This window comes from Acetobacter fabarum (assembly GCF_040702925.2).
GTDB lineage: Bacteria > Pseudomonadota > Alphaproteobacteria > Acetobacterales > Acetobacteraceae > Acetobacter > Acetobacter fabarum_B.
Map to the genome: position 1 here is coordinate 40,922 of NZ_JBFCXX020000007.1, position 21,682 is coordinate 62,603.

General features: G+C 53.0%; 22 protein-coding genes, 1 tRNA gene and 2 pseudogenes. 14 read left to right on the forward strand and 11 right to left on the reverse strand.

Annotated features, from left to right (window positions below; translation table 11 throughout):
- Positions 1 to 58: 58 nt before the first annotated feature.
- From hemJ to hemE, 3 genes are read right to left on the reverse strand one after another with little or no spacing between them, the layout of a single operon-like run.
- Complete coding sequence (gene hemJ / locus AB2L51_RS07325) at positions 59 to 511, reverse strand: protoporphyrinogen oxidase HemJ (RefSeq protein ID WP_395582050.1); 453 nt, start codon at positions 509 to 511, stop codon at positions 59 to 61.
- Positions 511 to 1,203, reverse strand: a complete 693-nt coding sequence (locus AB2L51_RS07330) for an HAD family hydrolase (RefSeq protein ID WP_395582049.1) — start codon at positions 1,201 to 1,203, stop codon at positions 511 to 513. The genes hemJ and AB2L51_RS07330 overlap by 1 nt, the downstream gene beginning before the upstream one ends.
- Complete coding sequence (gene hemE / locus AB2L51_RS07335; RefSeq protein ID WP_395582048.1) at positions 1,203 to 2,282, reverse strand: uroporphyrinogen decarboxylase; 1,080 nt, start codon at positions 2,280 to 2,282, stop codon at positions 1,203 to 1,205. The genes AB2L51_RS07330 and hemE overlap by 1 nt, the downstream gene beginning before the upstream one ends.
- Positions 2,283 to 2,650: 368 nt before the next feature.
- Here hemE and AB2L51_RS07340 point away from each other — a divergent pair, with 368 nt between their 5' ends.
- Together AB2L51_RS07340 and AB2L51_RS07345 are read left to right on the forward strand one after the other, a co-directional pair.
- Positions 2,651 to 3,283, forward strand: coding sequence for a Maf family protein (locus AB2L51_RS07340; protein ID WP_395582047.1), 633 nt, complete (start codon positions 2,651 to 2,653; stop codon positions 3,281 to 3,283).
- 94 nt (positions 3,284 to 3,377) lie between these two features.
- Positions 3,378 to 3,453: transfer RNA gene (locus AB2L51_RS07345), tRNA-Ala, on the forward strand.
- 160 nt (positions 3,454 to 3,613) lie between these two features.
- Here the strand turns inward: AB2L51_RS07345 and AB2L51_RS07350 are convergent.
- A protein-coding gene (locus AB2L51_RS07350; RefSeq protein ID WP_395582046.1) for an IS5 family transposase occupies positions 3,614 to 4,371 on the reverse strand; the annotation gives its coding sequence in 2 pieces (ribosomal slippage) (positions 3,614 to 4,035 and positions 4,035 to 4,371; 759 coding nt in all).
- Between the two features lie 57 nt (positions 4,372 to 4,428).
- Between AB2L51_RS07350 and AB2L51_RS07355 the strand changes: the two are divergent.
- The 3 genes and pseudogenes from AB2L51_RS07355 to AB2L51_RS07365 form a co-directional block, all read left to right on the forward strand.
- Positions 4,429 to 4,509: pseudogene (locus tag AB2L51_RS07355) on the forward strand (transcriptional regulator); the annotation flags it as partial.
- Positions 4,510 to 4,669: 160 nt separating this feature from the next.
- A complete protein-coding gene (locus AB2L51_RS07360; RefSeq protein WP_395582045.1) occupies positions 4,670 to 5,023 on the forward strand; it encodes a helix-turn-helix domain-containing protein in 354 nt (117 codons plus the stop codon).
- A 235-nt stretch (positions 5,024 to 5,258) separates the two neighbouring features.
- Positions 5,259 to 5,645, forward strand: a complete 387-nt coding sequence (locus tag AB2L51_RS07365; protein ID WP_395582088.1) for an ImmA/IrrE family metallo-endopeptidase — start codon at positions 5,259 to 5,261, stop codon at positions 5,643 to 5,645.
- A 370-nt stretch (positions 5,646 to 6,015) separates the two neighbouring features.
- On the opposite strand, the gene AB2L51_RS07370 is transcribed toward AB2L51_RS07365, so the two are convergent.
- Positions 6,016 to 6,456, reverse strand: coding sequence for a RusA family crossover junction endodeoxyribonuclease (locus AB2L51_RS07370; protein WP_395582044.1), 441 nt, complete (start codon positions 6,454 to 6,456; stop codon positions 6,016 to 6,018).
- 274 nt (positions 6,457 to 6,730) lie between these two features.
- On the opposite strand from AB2L51_RS07370, the gene AB2L51_RS07375 reads away from it, so the two are divergent.
- On the forward strand, positions 6,731 to 6,985 hold the full coding sequence (locus AB2L51_RS07375; RefSeq protein WP_086640009.1) for a type II toxin-antitoxin system HicA family toxin: 255 nt from the start codon (positions 6,731 to 6,733) through the stop codon (positions 6,983 to 6,985).
- Positions 6,982 to 7,314 carry a type II toxin-antitoxin system HicB family antitoxin gene (locus tag AB2L51_RS07380; RefSeq protein WP_395582043.1) on the forward strand — a complete coding sequence of 111 codons (333 nt, stop codon included), beginning with the start codon at positions 6,982 to 6,984 and terminating at the stop codon, positions 7,312 to 7,314. Before AB2L51_RS07375 ends, AB2L51_RS07380 begins: the two co-directional genes overlap by 4 nt.
- On the opposite strand, the pseudogene AB2L51_RS07385 reads toward AB2L51_RS07380, so the two are convergent.
- Together AB2L51_RS07385 and AB2L51_RS07390 are read right to left on the reverse strand one after the other, a co-directional pair.
- A pseudogene (locus AB2L51_RS07385) lies at positions 7,299 to 7,691 on the reverse strand (tyrosine-type recombinase/integrase); the annotation flags it as partial. The gene AB2L51_RS07380 and the pseudogene AB2L51_RS07385 sit on opposite strands and share 16 nt — an antisense overlap.
- A gap of 251 nt (positions 7,692 to 7,942) precedes the next feature.
- Positions 7,943 to 9,436 (reverse strand): methyl-accepting chemotaxis protein, encoded by a 1,494-nt coding sequence (locus tag AB2L51_RS07390; RefSeq protein WP_395582041.1) that lies wholly within the window; start codon positions 9,434 to 9,436, stop codon positions 7,943 to 7,945.
- Between the two features lie 614 nt (positions 9,437 to 10,050).
- Between AB2L51_RS07390 and AB2L51_RS07395 the strand changes: the two genes are divergently transcribed.
- Complete coding sequence (locus tag AB2L51_RS07395; RefSeq protein WP_395582040.1) at positions 10,051 to 10,659, forward strand: Spy/CpxP family protein refolding chaperone; 609 nt, start codon at positions 10,051 to 10,053, stop codon at positions 10,657 to 10,659.
- 146 nt (positions 10,660 to 10,805) lie between these two features.
- Positions 10,806 to 12,038, forward strand: a complete 1,233-nt coding sequence (locus tag AB2L51_RS07400) for a multidrug effflux MFS transporter (RefSeq protein WP_395582039.1) — start codon at positions 10,806 to 10,808, stop codon at positions 12,036 to 12,038.
- Positions 12,039 to 12,047: 9 nt separating this feature from the next.
- Here the strand turns inward: AB2L51_RS07400 and AB2L51_RS07405 are convergent, their stop codons facing one another.
- The 4 genes from AB2L51_RS07405 to AB2L51_RS07420 form a co-directional block, all read right to left on the reverse strand.
- Complete coding sequence (locus AB2L51_RS07405; RefSeq protein ID WP_400921351.1) at positions 12,048 to 12,443, reverse strand: hypothetical protein; 396 nt, start codon at positions 12,441 to 12,443, stop codon at positions 12,048 to 12,050.
- 34 nt (positions 12,444 to 12,477) lie between these two features.
- On the reverse strand, positions 12,478 to 12,663 hold the full coding sequence (locus AB2L51_RS07410; RefSeq protein WP_059024588.1) for a Trm112 family protein: 186 nt from the start codon (positions 12,661 to 12,663) through the stop codon (positions 12,478 to 12,480).
- 24 nt (positions 12,664 to 12,687) lie between these two features.
- Positions 12,688 to 13,329 carry an LON peptidase substrate-binding domain-containing protein gene (locus AB2L51_RS07415; RefSeq protein ID WP_395582087.1) on the reverse strand — a complete coding sequence of 214 codons (642 nt, stop codon included), beginning with the start codon at positions 13,327 to 13,329 and terminating at the stop codon, positions 12,688 to 12,690.
- Positions 13,330 to 13,403: 74 nt separating this feature from the next.
- Entirely contained in the window at positions 13,404 to 14,360 is a 957-nt protein-coding gene (locus tag AB2L51_RS07420) for a tetratricopeptide repeat protein (protein WP_395582037.1), read from the reverse strand.
- A gap of 237 nt (positions 14,361 to 14,597) precedes the next feature.
- On the opposite strand from AB2L51_RS07420, the gene uvrA reads away from it, so the two are divergent.
- The 5 genes from uvrA (at position 14,598) to AB2L51_RS07445 (ending at position 21,676) form a co-directional block, all read left to right on the forward strand.
- On the forward strand, positions 14,598 to 17,462 hold the full coding sequence (gene uvrA, locus AB2L51_RS07425; protein ID WP_395582036.1) for an excinuclease ABC subunit UvrA: 2,865 nt from the start codon (positions 14,598 to 14,600) through the stop codon (positions 17,460 to 17,462).
- Positions 17,462 to 18,280 carry a creatininase family protein gene (locus AB2L51_RS07430; protein ID WP_395582035.1) on the forward strand — a complete coding sequence of 273 codons (819 nt, stop codon included), beginning with the start codon at positions 17,462 to 17,464 and terminating at the stop codon, positions 18,278 to 18,280. The genes uvrA and AB2L51_RS07430 overlap by 1 nt, the downstream gene beginning before the upstream one ends.
- Positions 18,281 to 18,415: 135 nt before the next feature.
- Entirely contained in the window at positions 18,416 to 19,618 is a 1,203-nt protein-coding gene (locus tag AB2L51_RS07435; RefSeq protein WP_395582034.1) for a YncE family protein, read from the forward strand.
- Between the two features lie 78 nt (positions 19,619 to 19,696).
- Positions 19,697 to 20,908, forward strand: coding sequence for a DUF2075 domain-containing protein (locus AB2L51_RS07440; protein ID WP_395582033.1), 1,212 nt, complete (start codon positions 19,697 to 19,699; stop codon positions 20,906 to 20,908).
- A 207-nt stretch (positions 20,909 to 21,115) separates the two neighbouring features.
- Positions 21,116 to 21,676 (forward strand): NifU family protein, encoded by a 561-nt coding sequence (locus AB2L51_RS07445; RefSeq protein WP_395582032.1) that lies wholly within the window; start codon positions 21,116 to 21,118, stop codon positions 21,674 to 21,676.
- Positions 21,677 to 21,682: the final 6 nt, after the last annotated feature.

The following is a 21,682-nucleotide window of genomic DNA, read 5'->3' on the forward strand; positions in this document are numbered from 1 at the left end:
CCGGCAGTATGAAGAAATCATATAATATATGAAATTCCATTATACTCTATGATTGTTTTCAAAATGGTCTGACAACGACCATAATCACGATAATCATCATCAGCACAGTTGGGACTTCATTGGCCAGCCTGTAAAATTTTTCCGAATGCTGGTTATTGTCCCGTGCGAACTCCCGGCACCACCGGCCACACAGGCCCTGAAAGCCAAACATAAGCAGTACACACAGCAGCTTTAAATGCCACCAGCCCGCCATCCAGTCCACCGAGCCCGGTGTTAGAACCAGCAAGACGCCAAAGAGAAGACTGGAACACATGGCCGGTATCATAATGGCCTTGATCAACCGGCGTTCCATGGTTTTGAAACGCGTATTTTCCGCAGTCCCGATCTCGACCTGACAATGATACACAAACAGCCGGGGCAAATAAAACAATCCCGCCATCCATGCCATGACAGACATGATATGAAACGCGACAAACCATCTGACCCACGGAAGAAGCATGTCAAAAACCATTATGATGCAACCTTGATCAGTTTGGAAAGGAGATGAGGAAAGTCAGATAATTTCTCTATCCTTTCAATCCCTTTCCAATCAGGAACCGCTTTTTCCGGCGCGCGGAGCATAACGCAGGCCATACCAGCATCAACAGCTGCCCTGGCACCGGGATCACTATCCTCAAGCACCACGCACTCCCATGGCAGAACGCCTTCTGCTTCAGCGGCTTTCAGATACACATCCGGTTGAGGCTTTGGCACACCCATATCCCGCGCGGAGTGGATACGCCCATCAAAATAGGGGGAAAGGCTGGTTTTTTCAAACTTTACATCCATTTCCTCACAGGAGGAATTGGACGCAACACGTACGGAAACACCCAGCTTTTGTACCGCATCAAGCATGGCGTGTACACCGGTAATGGGTTCTACACCTTCCTTCATGGCCACAACAAAACGCTGCTGCATTGCTGGCTCCCACCCAGCGCCAAGCTTTTTACCAGCATTGCGCTCGATCATAGGCTGAATGGTCGCCAGAGACATGCCCGAAAATGTGTGCACCGCCAGAGCATCAGGCACATCCCATCCGGCCTCTCGCGCCGCCTGTGCACACAGGCGGCAACAGGTTTCCTCGCTATCAACCAGCACACCATCACAGTCAAAAATGACCAGTTTGAGTGGCCCGCGAAAAACCTGAGAGAGAGCCAGACTCATCAGGGCGTTTCCCGCACGGTTCGGACAAGATCAGCCACATGCTCCACAGGCGTTTGCGGCAGAACACCATGGCCAAGGTTAAACACATGGGCACGTCCCCGCCCGGCTTCACGCACCTGCAGGGCTTCACGCCGCATGGCTTCTCCCCCGGCCAGTACGGCAATCGGGTCCAGATTGCCCTGTAAGCCCAACGTTTCTGGCACCATCTGGCGCACGGTCGCCATATCGGCTCCGGTATCGAGTGCCAGAACGTCCACACCCGTCTCACGCGCGTATTCTGCGGCCATCACACCAGCAAGGCGGGGAAACCCAACAACTTTGACGTGCGGGTAACGGGCTTTGATGGTCTGTACGATCTGCCGGCTGGGCTGAATAACATGGCGACGAAATTCCGAAGGCGGCAACAGTCCGGCCCATGAATCAAACAGCATGACAGCTTCTGCCCCGGCTTCAATCTGGGCACACAGATAGGTTGCTGTTGTCTCGGTCAGCAGGGTCATAAGCCGGTCAAAAAGTGCAGGTTCGGAAAAAGCCATGTTCCGCGTTACAGAAAACTCACGCGAGCCACGGCCTTCAACCATATAACAGGCTACGGTAAACGGAGCACCCGTAAAGCCGAGCAATGTGGTTGCACCAGGTTTGGCAACCCCAATGCTTTCTGGCCCATCTACGGCCTTGCGCAGGCGGGACAGGGTTTCCAGCACAGGGGCGGTTGCCTCTGCAATGCGGGCGGGGTCCAGTGCGTTAAGATCCTGTTCGGAGCGGATGGCACCAAGAACCGGGCCTGCGCCTTCCACAAATTCAAGGGACTGACCCATAGCCCATGGCAGGATCAGAATATCCGAGAACAGGATTGCTCCATCCATGCCAAAGCGACGGATAGGCTGTAAGGTCAGTTCCGTTGCAATGTCGGGGGTCATGCAACGGGTCAGAAAATCCGCCTGCGCCCGCATGGCGCGGAATTCAGGCAGGAACCGGCCAGCCTGCCGCATCAGCCACATCGGAGGGGGCCACAGAGCCTCCCCGTTCAGAGTTCGGAGCAGACGTTTGGCGGCGGGAATATGTGTTTGCGTTGTCATGAGCAGAAGTCCTGCACGTCTTTGTCCGCGCTGTCCACGCCCCTCTTCCTATAAAAAAAGAAAGAAAAAGATTTGATGAGATATGAGGGTACTGTTGATAACGGGGTACCCGGCATTCCAAAAATGTACCCCATCTTTCCCACACTGTGTACAGATTGAAGACCCTTGCAAAATAAAGGCTTTTTGGAGTTATCCAGAAAACATCCAACCACCCCTGTGTACAACTCACCGGTTCATGAGAGTTGCAGGTTGTGCCCGGTACTCGGTACGGCCATGTTCTGAACTCCGTACAATCCACATGTACCCCGGTACTAAGGGAAGTACTCACAGCCCCATTTTTCACCAGTACCTGAAAGAGACTCGCTTCCGTGACTGATTTAGTACTAATGCCGACTCTAATACAGAACAGAGCGGACAAACTGCTTTTGGCCAGTGGTTCTGCTGCTAGGCGGCGTATTCTGGAAAATGCCGGACTGGTCTTTGATGTTGAAGTGTCAAAGGTAGATGAGGCGCATCTCAAGCACGAAGGCTTACGGCAGAACTGGTCTGCCGATACGGTCGCCCTTCGCCTTGCTGAAGCAAAAGCACTCTCGATTCAAAAAACCGATCGGTTTGTGATCGGGGCGGATCAGATGCTGAGTTGTGATGGCACATGGTATGACAAGCCGGAGGGAGTGGCTGGGGCTCGCCAGCAGTTGCTTGAACTGAGGGGGAAGACGCATACCTTACATACTGCGGTCGTGCTGTGCCGGAATGGGCATATTCTCTGGCAGCATGTTGCCAGCCCAAAGCTGAGCATGCGTGCATTTTCACACGCATTTATGGAAGAGTATCTGACGCTGGAGGGAGAGGCCTGCCTTGGCTGTGTCGGCTCTTACCGTCTGGAAGGTCCGGGCATACAGTTGTTTGCTGCAATAGAGGGTGATGCTTTCGCCATTCAGGGTTTGCCGCTCCTTCCCCTTGTTGCGGCACTGCGTGAGATGAAAGTGCTTCCAGATTAAAAATTAGGGCTTGTCAGCATTTTCAGGAGGTTGTAAGAGGCTCAACACACACCGCAGGACTGTTGTAGGACAGGGCAGTGTGTAACAGAACAGTGGGGCCATAGCTCAGTTGGGAGAGCGCTTGAATGGCATTCAAGAGGTCGGCGGTTCGATTCCGCTTGGCTCCACCAGTTCTTCTTACTAAGCCTCTGAAAAATAAATGTTTTTGTTAGAGCTTGGAAGCCGTACCCCACTTAAAACTCCCCTTACGATAGCGCTTATTTAGTGCTGTGATTACCCAAATTTGAGGTTTGTTGGGTTGTCACCGCGCGTTGCTCCTAGGCTCAGGACTCATAACCAGAACATGACTGTTGCGGCGAGACAGACTGCCGAGAAGAAAACCGTAGGGCATCTGTCGTAGCGCGTGGCGACACGCCTCCAGTCCTTGAGCCTGCCGAACATGATTTCGATGCGGTTGCGGCGTTTATAGCGCTGCTTGTCGTGTTTGATGGGACGAGCACGGGATTTCCGTCCGGGAATACATGGCTTGACCTCTTTCGCCTGAAGAGCCTCACGGAACCAGTCGGCGTCATAGCCCCGGTCAGCCAGCAACCATTGGGCCTTTGGTAATCTGTCGAGAAGGGCTGCTGCCCCCGTGTAGTCGCTGATCTGACCTGCGGTCATAAAGAAACTCAGAGGTCTCCCATTGCGGTCGGTCACGGCATGAAGCTTCGTATTCATGCCACCTTTGGTGCGACCGATCAGGCGACCAGGCCCCCCTTTTTTACCCGCAGGCTCGATGCTGTGCGGTGCGCTTTCAGATAAGTCGCATCAATCATAATGGTCTGCAGCTCGGCTTTCCCAAGAGTCAGACCGTCCATCATCCGGGCGAAAACGCCCATGGCTCCCCACCGTTTCCAGCGGTTGTAAAGCGTCTTGTGCGGACCGTATTCCCGGGGTGCATCACGCCAGCGCAGACCATTTCTATTCACGAAAATGATCCCGCTCAACACACGACGGTCATCAACACGAAGTTTGCCATGGCTCTTCGGGAAAAAGGGTCGCAGACGCTCCATCTGCTCGTCCGTCAGCCAATACAGGTCACTCATCTTCAGTCTCCTCAAGGAGCCCGAATCACAACCTGACACTCATATCAATGGGTCCTGAGCCTAGAAGCCGCAGGCGTCGAGTTCATTGCTGAGAATGGTGGCGGGGCTGGGGTAAGGCTGAGGAAAGTGAAGTGTTAGTTCGAGATAAATAAAGGGTAAAATCTAACGTCTGCATGTAGCTGGCGTAATGGAATACGACAAAAATTAACCAGAACAGTTTATTTTTTTTACCCAGACACTTGATTTAACCCATCAGGTTGATTTATATAATCTAGACCCCAACAGGAGGTGCCAAGGAATGGTGACAGAATTTGGAAAGGAGCTTCGAAAGATCCGCATTGACCGTGATGAACGGTTGATGGATATGGCGGACAAAATCGGAAAATCCTCTGCTTTTATTTCTGCAGTTGAAGTCGGAAAAAAATCTCCGCCGCATGGATTCGAAGACATTATTGCTCAGGCTTACGGTTTAGCCGCAGATGTCGGAGAGAAACTAAAACAAGTTGCTGACAGAGCACGTAAGAGTTTCACTATTGAGCCATGCAGCATTTTAGGACGAGATACAGCAGGCCTGATGGCGAGGCGTATGAATGAATTATCTGAAGAACAATTAAGTGAGATTCTGGCTATTCTCAGTAAGGATAATAGGTGAGTAGAAACAATGAATGGAAATGGTTTTATTGTTCCCCCTTTAAGCTGGTCTAAAATTGAGAATAATACACTCAAATGGCGCAGAATTTTAGGATTGGAAAATGATCCTTTTTTTTCCAATAATGGAGGTTTTGGAGAAAGTTCTCGACAATAAGCTTAATTTTTTTGATTTAATTATTGTAGAAAATCAAGAAATGGGTAGTGCCGAGGGGTATACTGATTAGTTAGGTAAAGCGATTTATCTTCGAGAAGATGTATATCGACGTGCATGGGAAGGTGAACCTAGAGACCGTTTCACTGCTGCTCATGAACTAGGCCATTGGGACATGCATACAAATGTACAGTTGGCTCGGGTTCAACCGGAACAGAGTGTTCCTATCTTTAGGCAAAGCGAACCGCAAGCTAATCAATTTGCTAGCGGGTTGCTTATGCCTGCTAGATTTTTTTCTGCGGAAGATACTCCGGAAACCGTGATGCTAAGACATGGGGTCAGCTATCAAGCTGCAGCCAATAGACTGTCATATTTGCATCGCAAAAGGAGGATTCTTCCACAAAAAAATAAAGACCTGAGGATAAATCCTCAAGTCTCTACTTTTCCTGCTGGGCAAGGGGCTAGCTGGTAGGAAAGCCACAGAGCACCAACGAGGTCTCAACAGCCGTACAAGTGGTACAGGTTGGATGCTCTGTCAAGGCAAATGTCGCCCCAGAGGAAGCGTGATGGTGAAGAAACCTTTACCGCCAGCGCCGCCAGGATATCGCTATATTTTCCGTTCATGGCGGAAATGTGCGAAATCTGGCAAAGTGCTTTATGCTCGTAATTTCGGGCTTAAGGCTTGGCCGATTTTGATCCCGGTCTAAAATAATTTACGAGGGAGATATTTTTATCTCCCTCGTATTATTATGCTGCTTTTATTTTTATAATTATCTTGAGATATTGAGTGCAGTAGCATGTAATTTTTCTGGGCTGTATACTTTTAAATTAGTGGCTGAAAATTATACGCACAATGAATTTAGACGCCGTACCACAATTACGGTCACGCTCTCCGGCCCGTAGCGGCGCGACAGGTTGGCGTCCACAATCTGGGCATCATCTTTCCACGCGATACCGTTTAAGGCATCAGCCGCGGTCTTCATCTGATTGTCTATGTCTGGCCTACTGGTTGGGAGTATGCGCCCTGCCAGTGCATCGGCGGTTTTCTTCCGGCTCCATGACGGAGGTGGTGCAATGTTGATCGTTAGGGAGATATGAAGCGGCCCGCTCAGGCATGGCTTGCCAATCTGCTCTATGGCGTGGCGCTGGATATGCTTTTCTGCCTGCACCGTCTTGGCATCGGTAAAGGTGCGTCCGTTCCCAAAGCGGGGGCGGCTCTTGGCTCTTAGAAGACCAGGGATGATGATACGGTAAATAGGCTGTTCGGATGCCGTGGGTTCCATGCCGGAATCATAGTACAGGGGCGGTGGTCAGTACAATAGAAAGTGGTCGCCAGAATTGCGGCGCAGAGGCTGGAGCAGGCGACCCAAATTGGAACTGCAAGGCAATCCAAACTGAAAACCAGAGGCGGACCCGTAACCCCGTTACCTCCTAACAATGCAACGTTCTGCTCTAAATTGAGCAACGCGCGTATCTAACTATGCAAGGCATGTCGGTTCGGCCAATCATTCCACTTCTATCTTGCATATGATACCATAAATCAGTATCATTTATGTCATGAAAGCCAAGCATCGCCGTACGTTGGAACTGATCTTCAAGCGTCCCGTATCCGGCAACGTGCCGTGGGCGGATATTGAAGCACTCTTCGTGTCCCTCGGTGGTGAGGTTTCAGAGCGCGAAGGTTCCCGCGTTGGTGTGTTCCTGTTCGGTGAGGTGCGCGTATTCCATCGGCCTCATCCCAAGCCGGATACAGACAAAGGGGCTGTTGCATCCATACGAAAATGGCTCGAAGCAAATGGGGTGACACCATGAATAATGTGATGGAAATTGGCGGCCATCGGGCTGCCATTCAGTTTGACCCGGAAATCGGTATGTTCCGTGGCGAGTTTCTGGGCCTCAACGGTGGGGCAGACTTCTATGCTGACAGTGTAGGAGGCCTCCAGCAGGAAGGCGAGGCATCCTTGCGCGTGTTCCTTGAGATGTGCGCGGAGAAGGGGATTAATCCGGTCAAGCACTACTCGGGCCGGTTCGTGGTGCGCCTGCCTGAGAATGTCCATGCGCGCGCCGCTGAAATTGCCGCCGCTCGTGGAGTAAGCCTTAACCGGCTGGTGCAGGATGCGTTATCTCAGGTGGATTGCTGAACCGCGCACCATTCAGTTATCATCTCCCGCCGTTTATCAAACAGGTCACCTCGCCTATAAGCGGCTTCCACTTTGTCACTGATGGCATGAGCCAGAGCCATTTCAGCTACTTCCCGCGGGTAATCGGTCTCCTCGGCGGCCCAGTCGCGGAAGGTAGAGCGTAGGCCATGCACGGTCACTTCTTTGCCCGTCTTCATGCGAGAGGCTGGGACGGTCCATATCTTGGCTGCCAGATCAATTTCCGGCCAGACGGCGTTTCTGATCTTACCAGAGCGGCCAGCAGTCAGGTAGGTGAAGCAGACGGCTTTTGCTGCCATGCCATCGGCTTCGGCCAGATTTGCCATACTGTGGGCAATGTCTTTTCTCGGTATGGCTGGGTGTTCAATTGTAATGGTAGGCAGACGCTATTTACTGGCGGTAGCCTGTGTTTGGCAGCATGGCATGAGCGGATATTGACCGTTCTTCATGTTCTTCGGTGGTGAGGGGTATTCTTCTAGCTGCCCCACCTTTCTCATATTCAAACTCGTGAGAAAATAAACATGAACGATCATCTCAGAAGCAGGAGAGGTATGGTATCTCTCCTGTTGCTATTGGCATGTAATGTTTGTGACAATGGAAAACAAAATTTTTAGGTTAACATTTCTTTCAGCTTCATAATTGCAGCACCTGTAGACCGGGAGGCTTCAGCGTATGGAGTATGTGCCTTGAGCATTGCCGTGGCTTCGTCATAATATCCGTCATTAATAACCTCGGCGACCTCACCAGCGGCTCTATGAAATTCCGCATGTTTTTGCCGACAGAATTCAAATTCGGGCATATTCTTGTAATCCTGCCTTGCCGGCCCGTACAACCATTTCCCCAACATGCAACAGTTATCTTTTGCTATTGTCTGAGCATCCAGCTTCTGCCGCCGCATGATTGCAGTACGGAGTTTGGCTTTCCATTCGGCATGTGCAATTAACGCTGAACTTAAGTCAATTTGACCATGCAGAACCGCTGGTTGACCGTCTATACCTTCAAACTGATTGATAAAGCATTGTAGTGTATCAGTTTCTTCCGCCATTTTACTGATTGTGGATGCCGACTGCTCCACCATGGCTGCATTTTCCTGCGTAATCTGATCCAAGGTGCTGACTGCCGTATTGATTTGCTGGAGTCCGGTTGCCTGCTGTTGTGCCGCTACGGCCAGTCTCTGGGTCAGGGTATTGATCTGATTTATATTGCCAACAACATTTTTTAACGCTTCCTGACTATTCCCTACAGACTGCACGCCATGTTCAATTTCGTGACCGGCATCACCAATCAAACGCCGGATTTCTTTTGAAGCGACTGCGGTACGTGCAGCCAATGCCCTGACTTCACTCGCCACAACGGCAAAGCCTGTTCCGACTACGCCTGCTCTGGCTGCTTCAATACTGGCATTAACAGCCAGTATATTTGTCTGGCTGGCAATATCGTTGATGGTTCCTATGATATTTTCAATTTTACTTGACGAATCTTTAATTCCACACATAACAGAAACGGTTTCTTCCATAAATCTTCCTGATTCAGAAAGAATATTCTCTGCATTTTTAACAATATCTCTTACAGTTTCTGCATCTTTTGCGGTACTTTTTACCGCATCCGTAATTTCAGAAAGAGCCGAAGCGGTTTCTTCAAGGTTTGATGCCTGACTTTCCGTTCTTTTCGCCAAATCCATGGTTGATTTGCTGATTTCATGACCGCTTACATAAAGATGCTGGCTATTGTTATTGATAACACGCAATGTGCCCTGAAGGGTCTCCATCATCACGTTAAAATCGTCACATAAGTCTTGAAATTCAGCAGGAACCGGCGTTGGTATGCGATAAGTCAAATCAGCGGCTGATAATGCGATAAGACCTTCGTCAATATATTTTGGAACGCCAGGATCGACGTGCTGTTCAACTTTTACTTCTATCTCTCTATTGCTCTGTCTTGAATGAGAGATAACTTTCTCTATCTCATTCCTGATAACTTCCGATATAGTCTCTTTAGCCCGCTGCAAATTCACACGGTTTTTCCCAGAAAACAGTGCTTTAGGCCATTCTCTTTCAATGATCGTGTCAATTTCATCAATCAGTTTTACAGCAATCTCATTCATCTTGTGGGAATCCCATTAAGTGTAAAATTATTTTTATTGATTGTTTCTTTGATTGATTTATTAACACTACTTCATAATCGGACCCTTTCGTAAGTGAAAACAAAAATTTGCTTTCACTTTGCATTTCCTGGCCAGTCTGCCATTTTGCAAATCCTTCGCAACAGATAAGGGACTTTTAAGCAAAAAATATCATGGGTCTGTACGGACCTGATAGCCGCCATATGACGGCCGTTCTGATATCCAGCATCCTTTTTTAATCCTGTCGAAATCATTTGTGTCCGATTTCTCAGAAACCGTGCACCTTTTCCCGCAGAAAATTCTGTAACGCTATCAATGACATATGCCCTATCCGATGCGACTGACTTACCCTTGTTAGGAACTGCCGAAAGGGAGGAGCCTCGGTTATATGGCTCGGGGTTGAACTGATGACAAGAGGGTTGAAATTTTCCTTCAGGTCTCTTCTGTGATGACCGGCCATCTGAGCGGGCAAACGGGCCAGCAGCATGGTGAATAGTCCCGGATTATGGGGAGAAGGTCTGATGGTCATTACTACAGAGTAATTGCCGATATCACGGTGCATTTGCCCGTTCAAACTGGCCGCCTGTGAAGGTGTAATGCCTTTTTTCAGACATATCCGGGTGGCACTGTTCCTGACAGGCAGGGTGTGTGGCGCCTTGCAGCTTGGTATTGATGAAGGCGGAATGATGAAAAAAGCATTGCTGGCAACAACACTGGTTATAGGCCTTGCTGCGTTTACCGGGGCTTCGGCTCGGGCGGACAGTGCGGCTCCTCCTGTTGGGGCACCTCCCCCTCCGCCGGAATGTGGTGGCATGCACCATGGGCCGGGTGGGCATATTCTCAGGCTGGACGGGATCAAACTGACCGCCGAGCAGAAAAAAAAGATCAAGGCTGTATTTGATGCCAATCGCCCGGAAGACCCCAAGGCAGGTATGGAGCAGGCGCATGCTCTGCAGGAGCAGATCCGTACCGTGCTGACAACGCCGGGTCCGGTTGATCAGGCTAAATTGCAGGGTCTGGAACAGCAGATCAGTGCGTTGCATACGCAGCATGCCCTGCATATGCTTCAGGTTGAAGCCCAGATTCATGACATTCTGACCAGCCAGCAACTCAAGCAGATTGCCGAGCAGCCTGAGCACCCGCCTGGTTGTGGCAGCAAAATGCCGCTACCACCCAAGCCTGCCCAGAGTGGCAAGCCAGAGTAAGCCAGATATCAGAGGCTGCCGGTTCGTCCGGCAGCCTTTTTTGATAAGATACGCTACCCGAGCAGGAGATGCCCGGTTTTAGGTGGTGGACAAAAGCGGAGTGGCGGGAGAAAAAAAGACCCATTCTTTCTCCGGTAATTCACGAGATGACATCTTCTCCCACGGCCCCGATATCCTCTTTTCCATTCAGGCTTATTTTCCTTCTGGGGCTGGTCACGGCCATTGGGCCATTAGCGACAGATATGTATCTGCCCGCTTTCCCATCGGTTGAGCATGATCTGGGAGGTGGGGCCGGGTCTGCGCAGTTTACGCTGGGGGCGTGGTTTTTGGGGCTGGCGCTTGGCCAGTTCTCTCAAGGTCCTCTGTCTGATCGGTTCGGGCGCAAGGGGCCGCTGGTTGTGGGGCTGGGTGTGTATGCACTGGCCTCTGCCGGGTGCGCGCTGGTCAGTCATTACCACCTGTTCTGCGTGTTGCGTTTTATTGGTGCGTTTGGTGGGTCTGCCTGCGCGGTTATTCCGCGTGCAATTGTGCGGGATGTGGCAACAGGCAAAAAAGGCGCACATATTATGGCGCAACTGACACTGGTTTTTGGTGTCATGCCTGTTCTTGCTCCGGGGCTGGGGAGCCTTGTTTTAAAAATTGGTGACTGGCGGTGGATGTTCTGGATTGGCGCGCTCTACGCGGTTGCGGCCATTATGGGTGTGCTGCTTATGTTGCCCGATACGCTGGCGGTTGAGAGGCGTATCCGTTTCCGTCCAGTGGAAATTTTATGGCGTTATCAGGGGATTTTGCGTGAGCCTGTCTTTTTTTCCAATGCCCTGATCACAACATTTTCCACTTTTGTCATGTTCGCCTATCTGGGCAGTGCCCCTGTTCTGTTTGAACAGAGGTTGCATTTTTCGCCCGGCGCGTTCGGGCTTTTTTTTGGTGCCAATGCGGCGGCTTTTATTCTGGGCACCCAGATCAACGGGCGTTTGATACATCGTGTGTCCATGCCTGCCCTGTTGGATGGGGCTATTCTGTGGGCCTTTGTGCTGGGGTGTGCCTTTGTGGCTCTGGCCTTGGCTGGTGTGGCCGGGGTTGGTCATCCATGGATGACCTGTCTTTTTATTGTGGGATTAACCGGAGCTTTGGGGTTTATTGGTCCCAATGGCACGGTCATGTCCTTTTCCCGCCATGGGCATCATGCGGGGAGTGCTTCAGCCCTGCTGGGGACCATGCAGTACAGCTTTGGCGCGCTTAGCAGTGTGCTGGTTGGCCTGCTGCCCGGAGGAGGCGCCATACCAACCGCCATAGGCATGATGACCGGCGTGATGGGTATGGCCATAGGGGATCTTCTGCGTCGCAGAACATCCCACCTGTATGATGCAGAGCATTAACGTCCCGCGCTATTTGGATTTTTGTACCTGCCCGTTGTCCGACCTGCCGTAAACAGCCTGCGCCTGAGGCGTAATGGTATGGCCATCTTCCGTAAGCATTGGGCCAGCAGAGCCTCCCCCATCATACATGGGGGGCAGGACTTCGTAGTGGTCTTCGGGTTTGGGTAGGGTATCCGGTTTTTTTATGCCTGCGGCCTGCTGGGCTGCATCCAGTTTTTCCTGCCGTTCGACATCTCTTTGTGCGGCCCGTGCTTCTGCCGGTGCGGCCTCGGGTAAAAAACGACCGGGGCGTTCGGGGGGGAGATCAATATCATCCCCCTCAATCAGATGATGGCAGCCTGCCAGCAATGGAGCGAGCAGGAGCAACCCCCTAAAACAAGCACTGTTTTTTTTTCCCAGAAGCATGGGCAAATCCGAGGCAGAGGGAAAAAAACGTCAGTCAGCCTTCAATACGGCGGGCTTCATCAGGCAGCATAACGGGAATGCCGTCAAGGATGGGGAAGGCCAGTCCGGCTTTTTCGCTGATCAGTTCATTGGTCTGCGCGTTAAAAACCAGTGGGCCTTTGGTCACGGGGCAGACCAGAATGGACAGAAGGCGCGGATCAAGCGGTGCTGTATCGGACATAAAACGGTTCCCACATCATTATTGTCAGGAAGGAGGGCCTTCCTGTTCCGGACCGGACAGGTCTAGCAGTGTTTGCAGGACCCGCACACGGTCTGTCAGATTTTCTGCATCCAGCAATGCCTGTTTTTCCGCCGGAGGGAAAGGACAGATCATGGGTAAAGTCACCAGAAGCAGGCTGTCGTCCATCTGTTCTATCAGGGACCAGCGGGCATTCAGCCCTTTTTTTTGAAAATAACTCTTCAGCGAGTTCAAAAGCTGGGTCCGGTCAAACGGTTCGGATGGAATTTCGTTCAGGTCCCCCGCAAAGGAGGATACGTCAATACGCGCAACCCGGTACCCACGGCGTAGCCCCGTCTCACGCAGCAGGCGGAAGCGGAGCAGGCCGGTCAGGGTCATGGCGTAGGTGCCATCGGCCCGTTCGGTCATGGATGTCAGGCGACCAAGGCAGCCAGTGGTATAAAGGGGCGGTGCTTCGTTCCCTTCGTCCTCATCTTCCTGCCAGCGGGGCTGGATAAGGCCGATCAGCCTGTGTGATGCCAGAGCATCTTCCACCAGTGCAATGTAGCGGGGCTCAAATACATTGAGCGGCAGCTTGCCCCGTGGCAGGAGCAGCACGCCACTGAGCGGGAAAAGCCCTACCTCTGGCGGAATATCCGCCAGTGTCATGTCCCCCAGCCGTGGAATGCGGCGGGGAACATCATCATCTACAAACAGGGGTGCTGTGCGGGGCAAGGCGCGGGTCAGGAGAACAGGAGGGAGGACAGGCGGCGGCGGGACAGAACCGTGGCGGGGTCATCGTTCCCCCATGCTTCAAAAAAGCGCAGGAGCTGCTGGCGGGCCGCGCCATCCTTCCAGCCCCGGTCGGCCCTGATGATGTGGAGCAGTTCGTTTGCGGCATCCTCCCGCTTGCCTGCGGCGTTCAGGGCCGTGGCCAGTTCACAGCGGGCTTCGTAGTCTTCGGGGTTGGCGTCCAGCCGTGCCCGAATGCCTTCCATGGCTTCGGCTGCCTGACGGCCTTCCCTTTTCAGCTCAAGGGCTGCACGGGCTCCGGCAACTTCCGGTGCATCCGTAATTTTTGCGGGTACATCGGCCAGTGCTGCGGCTGCGGCCTCTTCATCATCAAGGGCCAGCATGGCGCGGATCAGCCCACCCCAGGCTTTGGCGTTTTCGGGTTCCTCGCCAATAACGGCGGAATACATAGCTGCGGCTTCGGCGGGCTGGCCTGTTTCCATGGCCACATCGGCTTCGTGCAGTTGCTCGGTTGCGGGCAGAGTGCCACCCCCGCTGGCTTTGAGCAGGGTTTCCACAAACTTTTTCACTTCACTTTCGGGCAGAGCCCCCTGGAACAGGTCCAGAATCTGCCCTTTCCAGAAAGCGGCCACAAGTGGAATGGACTGGAGCGGCAGACCAGCCTGCGCCAGTTGGCCAGCAAGGCCGCGGTTGGCTTCAATATCAATTTTAACCAGCCGTACCTTGCCTTTGGCAGCGGTGACAACTTTTTCCAGAATAGGGGTCAACTGTTTGCACGGACCACACCATTCCGCCCAGAAATCTACCAGAACGGGCACGTTCCGGCTGGCGTCCATAACGTCGTGCATAAAGCTGGCCTGCGTACCATCGGTAATGACAGCAGCAGCACCCGAGCCACCAAAACTGTTATCCGAGCCCGGGGCTGGCTGACCGATCAGATGCTCCATCTGGTTCTGTTCCTCAAATTTCTGTCACGCAGGCAAAATGGCGCCTGTCGTGCTTTTGGCCACAGTACATCACTTGTGCCTGTAAATGGTCAATCATGTTCGCAAGCGCAATGGTCAGAATGGCCGGTCAGGGCATTTTGCATGGCGGTTCCCTCTGGTGTGTTTCATGGATTGCATAGGGATGGATTAAAGCGCCATAATAGAGGACAAAACAGGAACGACGGTAAAGAGCTCTTCATGACAAAATCAGGTCTTCGAGGTCAGCACAGCATTCGGGTGCGTGGGGCGCGTGTCCATAACCTGAAGAATGTTGATATCGATATCCCCCGTGACCGGCTGACCGTCGTAACCGGGCTTTCGGGGTCGGGCAAATCCTCTTTGGCGTTCGATACCATTTACGCGGAGGGCCAGCGCCGGTACGTGGAGAGCCTGTCCGCCTATGCGCGCCAGTTTCTGGAGCTTATGGGCAAACCCGATGTGGACTCCATAGAGGGCCTGTCCCCCGCGATTTCCATCGAGCAGAAAACAACATCCAAAAATCCGCGCTCTACTGTGGGTACGGTCACGGAAATATACGATTATATGCGTCTGCTCTGGGCGCGGGCAGGTGTGCCGTATTCCCCGGTCACGGGCCTGCCTATTGAGGCGCAGACCGTAACCCAGATGGTGGACCGTATTCTGGCCATGCCCGAGGGCACGCGGCTTATGTTGCTGTCCCCCGTTATCCGGGACCGCAAGGGTGAATACCGCAAGGAACTGGCCGAACTCCAGCGCAAGGGTTTTACCCGTGTGCGGGTGGATGGCACACTGTACGAAATTGCAGAAGCCCCCAGCCTGAACCGCAAACTCCGCCACACGGTGGAAGTGGTTGTGGACCGCGTGGTGGTGAAACCCGGCGTGCAAACCCGTCTGGCGGATAGTCTTGAAACCGCGCTGACCCTGAGTGATGGCATTGTCTATGCCGAGGAAGTACTTAAGGACGAAGAGCGCGAACCGGAAAAACTGGTTTTTTCATCACATTTTTCCTGCCCTGTCAGCGGGTTTACTCTGGAGGAGATAGAACCGCGCCTGTTCTCCTTCAATGCGCCGCAGGGTGCCTGCCCGGCCTGCGATGGTCTGGGGGTGGAAACATACTTCAACCCGGTTCTGGTTGTGCCCGATATTGCACTCTCCCTTAAAAAAGGTGCTATTGCACCGTGGAAAGATGCAAAATCTCCCCTTCTGGAGCAGACGCTGCAAAGTCTGGCACAGCATTTTGGCGTCAGCATGGATACCCCCTGGCGCGACCTGCCGGAACAGGCCCAGAACGGTATTCTGTATGGTGTGGAAGACGATATAAGCTTTACCTATCAGGATGGTAAAAAAAGCTATGTTGTCGAACGGCCGTTTGAAGGGGTTCTGACAAGCCTGCAAAAAAGACTGGCCAATACGGAGAGTGCGTGGGTCAAGGAAGAACTTTCCCGTTATCAGTCAGAAAAAGCGTGTCATGTCTGCCATGGTGCGCGCCTGCGACCGGAGGCCCTGTCTGTTCGTGTGGCGGACAAAACCATAGCGCAGGCCTGTGACCTGTCCATTGGTCATGCGCTGGGCTGGTTTGACACGGTTTTGCCAACCCTTACTCCCCAGCGGGCAGAAATTGCCCGGCGTATCCTGCGTGAGATTCTGGAACGTCTGAAATTCCTAGATGATGTGGGTCTGGATTACCTGACCCTCTCGCGCGGGTCAGCCACCCTTTCTGGCGGGGAGAGCCAGCGTATCCGTCTGGCAAGCCAGATTGGCTCGGGGCTTACGGGGGTGCTTTATGTGCTGGATGAGCCGTCCATCGGGCTGCATCAGCGCGATAACGCACGCCTGCTGGGCACTCTCGACCGGTTAAAAAACCTTGGGAATACACTCATTGTTGTCGAACATGATGAGGACGCCATAAGAAGCGCTGACTGGCTGGTGGATATGGGGCCAGCAGCCGGGGTCAATGGTGGTCAGGTCGTGGCACAGGGCACACCGGAGCAGGTTGCCAAAAACCCTGATAGCCTGACTGGCGCGTACCTGTCTGGTCGTAAGCGGATTGAGGTGCCCCAGCAGCGCAGGCCCGTGAACAAAAAACGGATGCTTACGGTGGAAGGGGCAACAGGGCATAACCTTAAAGACGTAACCGCGCATTTTCCGCTTGGTACGTTTACATGCGTAACCGGTGTTTCGGGGAGCGGCAAATCAACCCTGGTGATTGATACGCTTTACAAGGCGCTCTCACGCCAGCTTATGGGGGCTGCTACCTCGCCCGAGCCGTATAAAAAAATCAAGGGTATGGAACTGCTGGACAAGATTATTGATATTGACCAGTCCCCCATTGGCCGCACTCCCCGCTCCAACCCCGCAACCTATACGGACCTGTTCACCCCCATCCGGGACTGGTTTGCCGAACTGCCAGAAAGCAAGGCCCGTGGGTACAAGGCGGGTCGTTTTTCCTTCAATGTCAAAGGGGGACGGTGCGAGGCCTGTCAGGGCGATGGCGTGCTTAAAATAGAAATGCACTTCCTCCCCGATGTGTTTGTTACCTGTGATGCCTGTAAAGGTGCGCGCTATAACCGCGAAACACTGGATATCCGCTTCAGGGGCAAAACCATAGCGGATGTGCTGGCCATGAGTGTGGATGAAGCCTACCCGCTCTTTTCCGCCCAGAACCGGATCCGCGACCGGCTGGCCATTTTGCAAAAGGTTGGTCTGGGCTATGTGGCGCTTGGCCAGCAGGCGACGACCCTATCGGGTGGGGAGGCGCAGCGCATCAAACTTTCCAAGGAGCTGGCGCGCAGGGCTACGGGCAGAACCGTATATATTCTGGATGAACCCACAACCGGGTTACATACAGAGGATGTCAGAAAACTTCTGGAAGTTTTGCATGCACTGGTCGATCAGGGGAATACGGTTATCGTGATCGAGCATAATCTGGAAGTTATCAAGACTGCGGACTGGATTATAGATGTGGGGCCAGAAGGGGGTGATGGTGGTGGCGCCATTGTTGCCGAAGGCACGCCAGAAACCATTGCCGCATGCAAAAAAAGCTATACGGGCCAGTTTCTTGCCCCTCTTCTGGTGCAGTCATAATGAAAAAAGCATGGTTATGCGGTCTGTTTTCAGGGGCACTGGCGGTATCTCCCCTGCCAGCGCAGGCCCAGTGCCTGAACCTTGCCAGAAGTGTTCTGTTTGAAAAACTGACATGGACCGAAATTGCTCAGGATATATCCTGCGGTTTTACAACCATTATTGTGCCTGTGGGGGGTACGGAGCAGAGTGGGCCGTACATAGCCGTTGGCAAACATAACAGCCGTGTGCAGTTTCAGGCTGAAAGAATAGCGCGCCAGTCCGGCAGAACGCTGGTGGCTCCTGTGGTGGCCTATGTGCCGGAGGGGGGTACTGCTCCGCGTACATCGCATATGCGTTTCCCCGGTACCATTACATTACCGCCCGATGTGTTTGACAGAATGCTGGCCTCCATTGCCGAAAGTTTTCGGGTGCAGGGGTTTAAGCTGGTTGTCCTGATCGGTGATCACGGTGGCTACCAGAAAGATATGGAAAAACTGGCTACGCAACTGAATGTGCGGTGGCAGGCCACGGGTGCACGGGTGCTGTATGTGCAGGATTACTACAATGTGATCCCCCACCAGTATAGCGAATGGCTCCGGCAGAATGGCTACAGGCTGGATGTGGGCCAGCATGCGGATATAGGCGATACATCGCTCATGCTTGCGGTTGATCCATCCATGGTCCGGGAGGAGGCCCTGCGGCATGCGCCCAACCCGTCAGCGGCGCAGGGGATTTATGGTGGAGACCCGCGGAGGGCCACGTCCACACTGGGGCAGCCCGGTTTGTCCATGCAGGTGGATGCGGCCGTTAAAGCCATTGATGATGCACGCAGCAAATAAATACGTAAAATAACTTGCCTATAATAATAAATGAAAGATTTTAACCACCCCCGAATAGACGTTATTTACGCCGCATGATAAGTGCGGAGCCGTATCAGGAGTTAAAGTGATAACAGGCACAGAAGGGTCTGGGTTATGGGTTTTAAGCAGTATCTGGTTGCGGCGGTTGCCATTGTTGGCTTAGGTGCTGGCAGTGCGTCTGGTTGGGCGCAGGATGTTGGTGCTCCGTCCAAGGGCGGGGGCCACACGGCGGCTCCTCTGGTGCAGACCATTCCTGGCATGCCTCCAGTCTCCAACCCCGCCAACCTGTACAGTGAAACAGGGAGCAGTCACATTGCGCCGGAAGTGGCGCGGGATCTGGAACGGGTTTACGTTCCCAACCTGCGTTCGAACGATGTGTACGTCATCGACCCGGCCACCAATAAGGTGGTGGACCGCTTCCCCGTAGGGAAAAGCCCCCAGCATGTTGTGCCGTCATGGGACCTGCGTACCCTGTGGGTCACCAACAATGCGGAAAGCACCGTGCATGGCAGCCTGACCCCCATTGACCCGCGTACGGGTCGCCCCGGCCCGTCCATTGCGGTGGATGATCCCTACAACATGTATTTTACGCCAGATGGCAAATCGGCCATTGTGGTGGCCGAAGCGCGTAAACGTCTGGACTTCCGTGACCCGCACAGCATGCAGTTGCAGCAGTCCATTGATGTGCCCGAGTGCAAGGGCGTCAACCATGCCGCTTTTTCCATAGATGGGCGCTACGCCATTTTCACCTGCGAATTTGGTGGCCATCTGGTCAAGGTGGATATGGTTGAGAAAAAGGTTCTGGGGTATCTCAAGCTGTCCAGTGGTGGCATGCCGCAGGATGTTCTGGTCTCCCCTAACGGTAAAATCTTTTATGTTGCCGATATGATGGCCGACGGCGTGTTTCTGGTGGATGGAGATACATTCCGCGAAACAGGCTTTATCCACACGGGTCTGGGCGCACATGGGCTGTATCCCAGCCGTGATGGTACAAAAATGTACGTTGCCAACCGTGGATCCCACCTGATTCATGGGCACCCCCACAGTAAGGGGGGCGGGGTTTCGGTTATTGATTTTGCTACAAACAAGGTTGTGGCGACATGGCCTGTTCCCGGTGGTGGCAGCCCGGATATGGGCAATGTCAGCGCAGATGGTAAATCCCTGTGGCTGTCTGGCCGGTTTGATGATGTGGTTTACCGGATTAACACCAAGGACGGGAGCATGATCAGCATTCCGGTTGGGCAGGAACCGCATGGCCTGACCGTATGGCCACAGCCGGGCCGGTATTCCATTGGGCACACGGGTATCCTGCGTTAAAAACCATCGGGTTTTCTGGACGGATCAAAAGCCTTTCCTCATAATGGAGGAAAGGCTTTTTTGTTTTAGGGGGTAAACGTGGTGGATCGGCAGAACAATCAGGCTTTGCAAAAACTCTCTCCTGATCGTTCTCTTTCCGTGGAGCAGGAGCGGCTGTGTCAGCAGGTTGTCCGCTTCTGTCAGGACCATGTTGGGCAGGGGAATGCCGTTTTTGTTATTGAAGGCGATGCAGGAACAGGAAAAAGTATTGTTATCAATAAAATTTTTAACCTAATACAAAAACTGTCCCGACAAAAATCAGATGTAAACCTGTTAACAGGGACAAAAAATTATCTTTTGGTCAATCATCCCGAGATGATGAAACTTTATAGAAATATCTCGGAACATTCACGTTATGTAAAAAAGAAAGACTATGAACGCCCGACGACCTTTATCAACACCATGCACAAAACCGGGCAGGTAGCGGATGTGGTTCTGGTGGACGAGGCGCATCTTCTTTTAACAAAACCCGATAAATACAACAGGTTTGCACAGGACAATCATCTGGAAGAGATTCTGAAATGCGCAAGGGTTGTTGTGCTGGTTTTTGATGACAGGCAGGTTCTCAAGTTCAAAAGCCATTGGACAAAGAGTATGCTGGAAACGGTTCTGGCCCAAAAGCAGGTTCAGACCTGTCAGCTTAAAAACCAGTTCCGTATGCATGCTGGTGCACAGACATGTGCATGGATAGACGCATTTTGTAAAAAGACCATTCTTCCTCTTCCCCATGATCCCTCTTTTGACTTCAGGGTTTTTGAGGATGCGCAGGATATGTACGATCTGGTGCGCAGGAAAAATACGGAGTTCGGCCTCTCCCGCATGGTGGCAACGTATGATTACCCCTACCGGCTGGATGGTCAGGAGCATTTTGTAACCGAAGGGCGCTTTCGGCTTAAATGGGACATTGCCAGACCCCAAGCCCGCCTGCCATGGGCCGAACGCGCCGATACGATCGATGAGGTCGGCTCCGTTTACACCGTGCAGGGGTTCGACCTGAATTATGTTGGTCTGCTGCTTGGTCCATCCGTCAGGTACGATGGTGCGGCCGATACCCTGATACTTGACCCGACCCGGTATGAGGATGGCGCAGCTTTTGCCGGGCGCAATGGTATTGCCCAGCCCGGACAGACCATGGAGCGGATCATGCTCAATGCGATCAATGTGTTGATGACGCGCGCGGTCAGGGGGCTGTATATTTACGCGCACGACCCCGCGTTAAGGGCACGTCTTGTCCAGCTTCGGGCCGGGTAAGGGGGTAAGGGCGTGGGGCTGAATGTCGTGCATAGCATGGCAGCCTTGTGTGGATGTCGGGTGGGAACGGCCCAAAACAGCTCTTTCTGGCCCTGTTCCGGGGGCCGGTGGCACTAAAATTTTCATACAGAACTTGTTCTGTCCTCATTCTGGTGCCAACTGAAAGATAATCATACAGGTTTACCCTACAGATCGGACATTTCCGCCATGTTTATCGAAACCGAAGGCACCCCCAACCCCGCAACGCTCAAGTTCCTGCCCGGTCAGGCCGTGGTGGGGGATGCGGGCACCATAGACTTTATTGATGCCGACGCCGTGGCCGGGCGTTCGGTTCTGGCCGATGCGCTGTTTGGCCTGCCCGGTGTTGCCCGCGTGTTTTTGGGGAATGACTTTGTCTCCGTCACCAAGTCCGACAGCGCGGACTGGGAGGAACTGCGCCCGCTGGTGCTGTCCACCCTGATGGATCATTTTGTGGCGGGCCTGCCGGTTGTTGCCGAAGGTGTTGCTGTTCTTGAAGACGACATTGCTCCAGAAGATGTGGAGATTGTTGTCCAGATCAAGGAACTGCTGGACACGCGCGTACGCCCTGCCGTTGCGGGCGATGGTGGGGATATTGTTTTTCGTGGGTATCGCAACGGGATTGTGCGCCTGACCATGCAAGGGGCATGTTCTGGCTGCCCCTCCTCCCGCGCAACGCTCAAGCATGGGGTGGAAAACATGCTCAAGCATTACGTGCCAGAGGTTGTCTCGGTCGAACAGGTGGACTGAGCAGCC

Bases quoted from the DNA above. Each gene is read 5' to 3' on its own strand.
- hemJ (WP_395582050.1), bottom strand. From the start codon at position 511: ATGGTTTTTGACATGCTTCTTCCGTGGGTCAGATGGTTTGTCGCGTTT.
- AB2L51_RS07330 (WP_395582049.1), bottom strand. From the start codon at position 1,203: ATGAGTCTGGCTCTCTCTCAGGTTTTTCGCGGGCCACTCAAACTGGTC.
- hemE (WP_395582048.1), bottom strand. From the start codon at position 2,282: ATGACAACGCAAACACATATTCCCGCCGCCAAACGTCTGCTCCGAACT.
- AB2L51_RS07360 (WP_395582045.1), top strand. From the start codon at position 4,670: ATGGTGACAGAATTTGGAAAGGAGCTTCGAAAGATCCGCATTGACCGT.
- AB2L51_RS07370 (WP_395582044.1), bottom strand. From the start codon at position 6,456: ATGGAACCCACGGCATCCGAACAGCCTATTTACCGTATCATCATCCCT.
- AB2L51_RS07375 (WP_086640009.1), top strand. From the start codon at position 6,731: ATGAAAGCCAAGCATCGCCGTACGTTGGAACTGATCTTCAAGCGTCCC.
- AB2L51_RS07380 (WP_395582043.1), top strand. From the start codon at position 6,982: ATGAATAATGTGATGGAAATTGGCGGCCATCGGGCTGCCATTCAGTTT.
- AB2L51_RS07390 (WP_395582041.1), bottom strand. From the start codon at position 9,436: ATGAATGAGATTGCTGTAAAACTGATTGATGAAATTGACACGATCATT.
- AB2L51_RS07395 (WP_395582040.1), top strand. From the start codon at position 10,051: ATGCCTTTTTTCAGACATATCCGGGTGGCACTGTTCCTGACAGGCAGG.
- AB2L51_RS07400 (WP_395582039.1), top strand. From the start codon at position 10,806: ATGACATCTTCTCCCACGGCCCCGATATCCTCTTTTCCATTCAGGCTT.
- AB2L51_RS07405 (WP_400921351.1), bottom strand. From the start codon at position 12,443: ATGCTTCTGGGAAAAAAAAACAGTGCTTGTTTTAGGGGGTTGCTCCTG.
- AB2L51_RS07410 (WP_059024588.1), bottom strand. From the start codon at position 12,663: ATGTCCGATACAGCACCGCTTGATCCGCGCCTTCTGTCCATTCTGGTC.
- AB2L51_RS07415 (WP_395582087.1), bottom strand. From the start codon at position 13,329: ATGACACTGGCGGATATTCCGCCAGAGGTAGGGCTTTTCCCGCTCAGT.
- AB2L51_RS07420 (WP_395582037.1), bottom strand. From the start codon at position 14,360: ATGGAGCATCTGATCGGTCAGCCAGCCCCGGGCTCGGATAACAGTTTT.
- uvrA (WP_395582036.1), top strand. From the start codon at position 14,598: ATGACAAAATCAGGTCTTCGAGGTCAGCACAGCATTCGGGTGCGTGGG.
- AB2L51_RS07430 (WP_395582035.1), top strand. From the start codon at position 17,462: ATGAAAAAAGCATGGTTATGCGGTCTGTTTTCAGGGGCACTGGCGGTA.
- AB2L51_RS07435 (WP_395582034.1), top strand. From the start codon at position 18,416: ATGGGTTTTAAGCAGTATCTGGTTGCGGCGGTTGCCATTGTTGGCTTA.
- AB2L51_RS07445 (WP_395582032.1), top strand. From the start codon at position 21,116: ATGTTTATCGAAACCGAAGGCACCCCCAACCCCGCAACGCTCAAGTTC.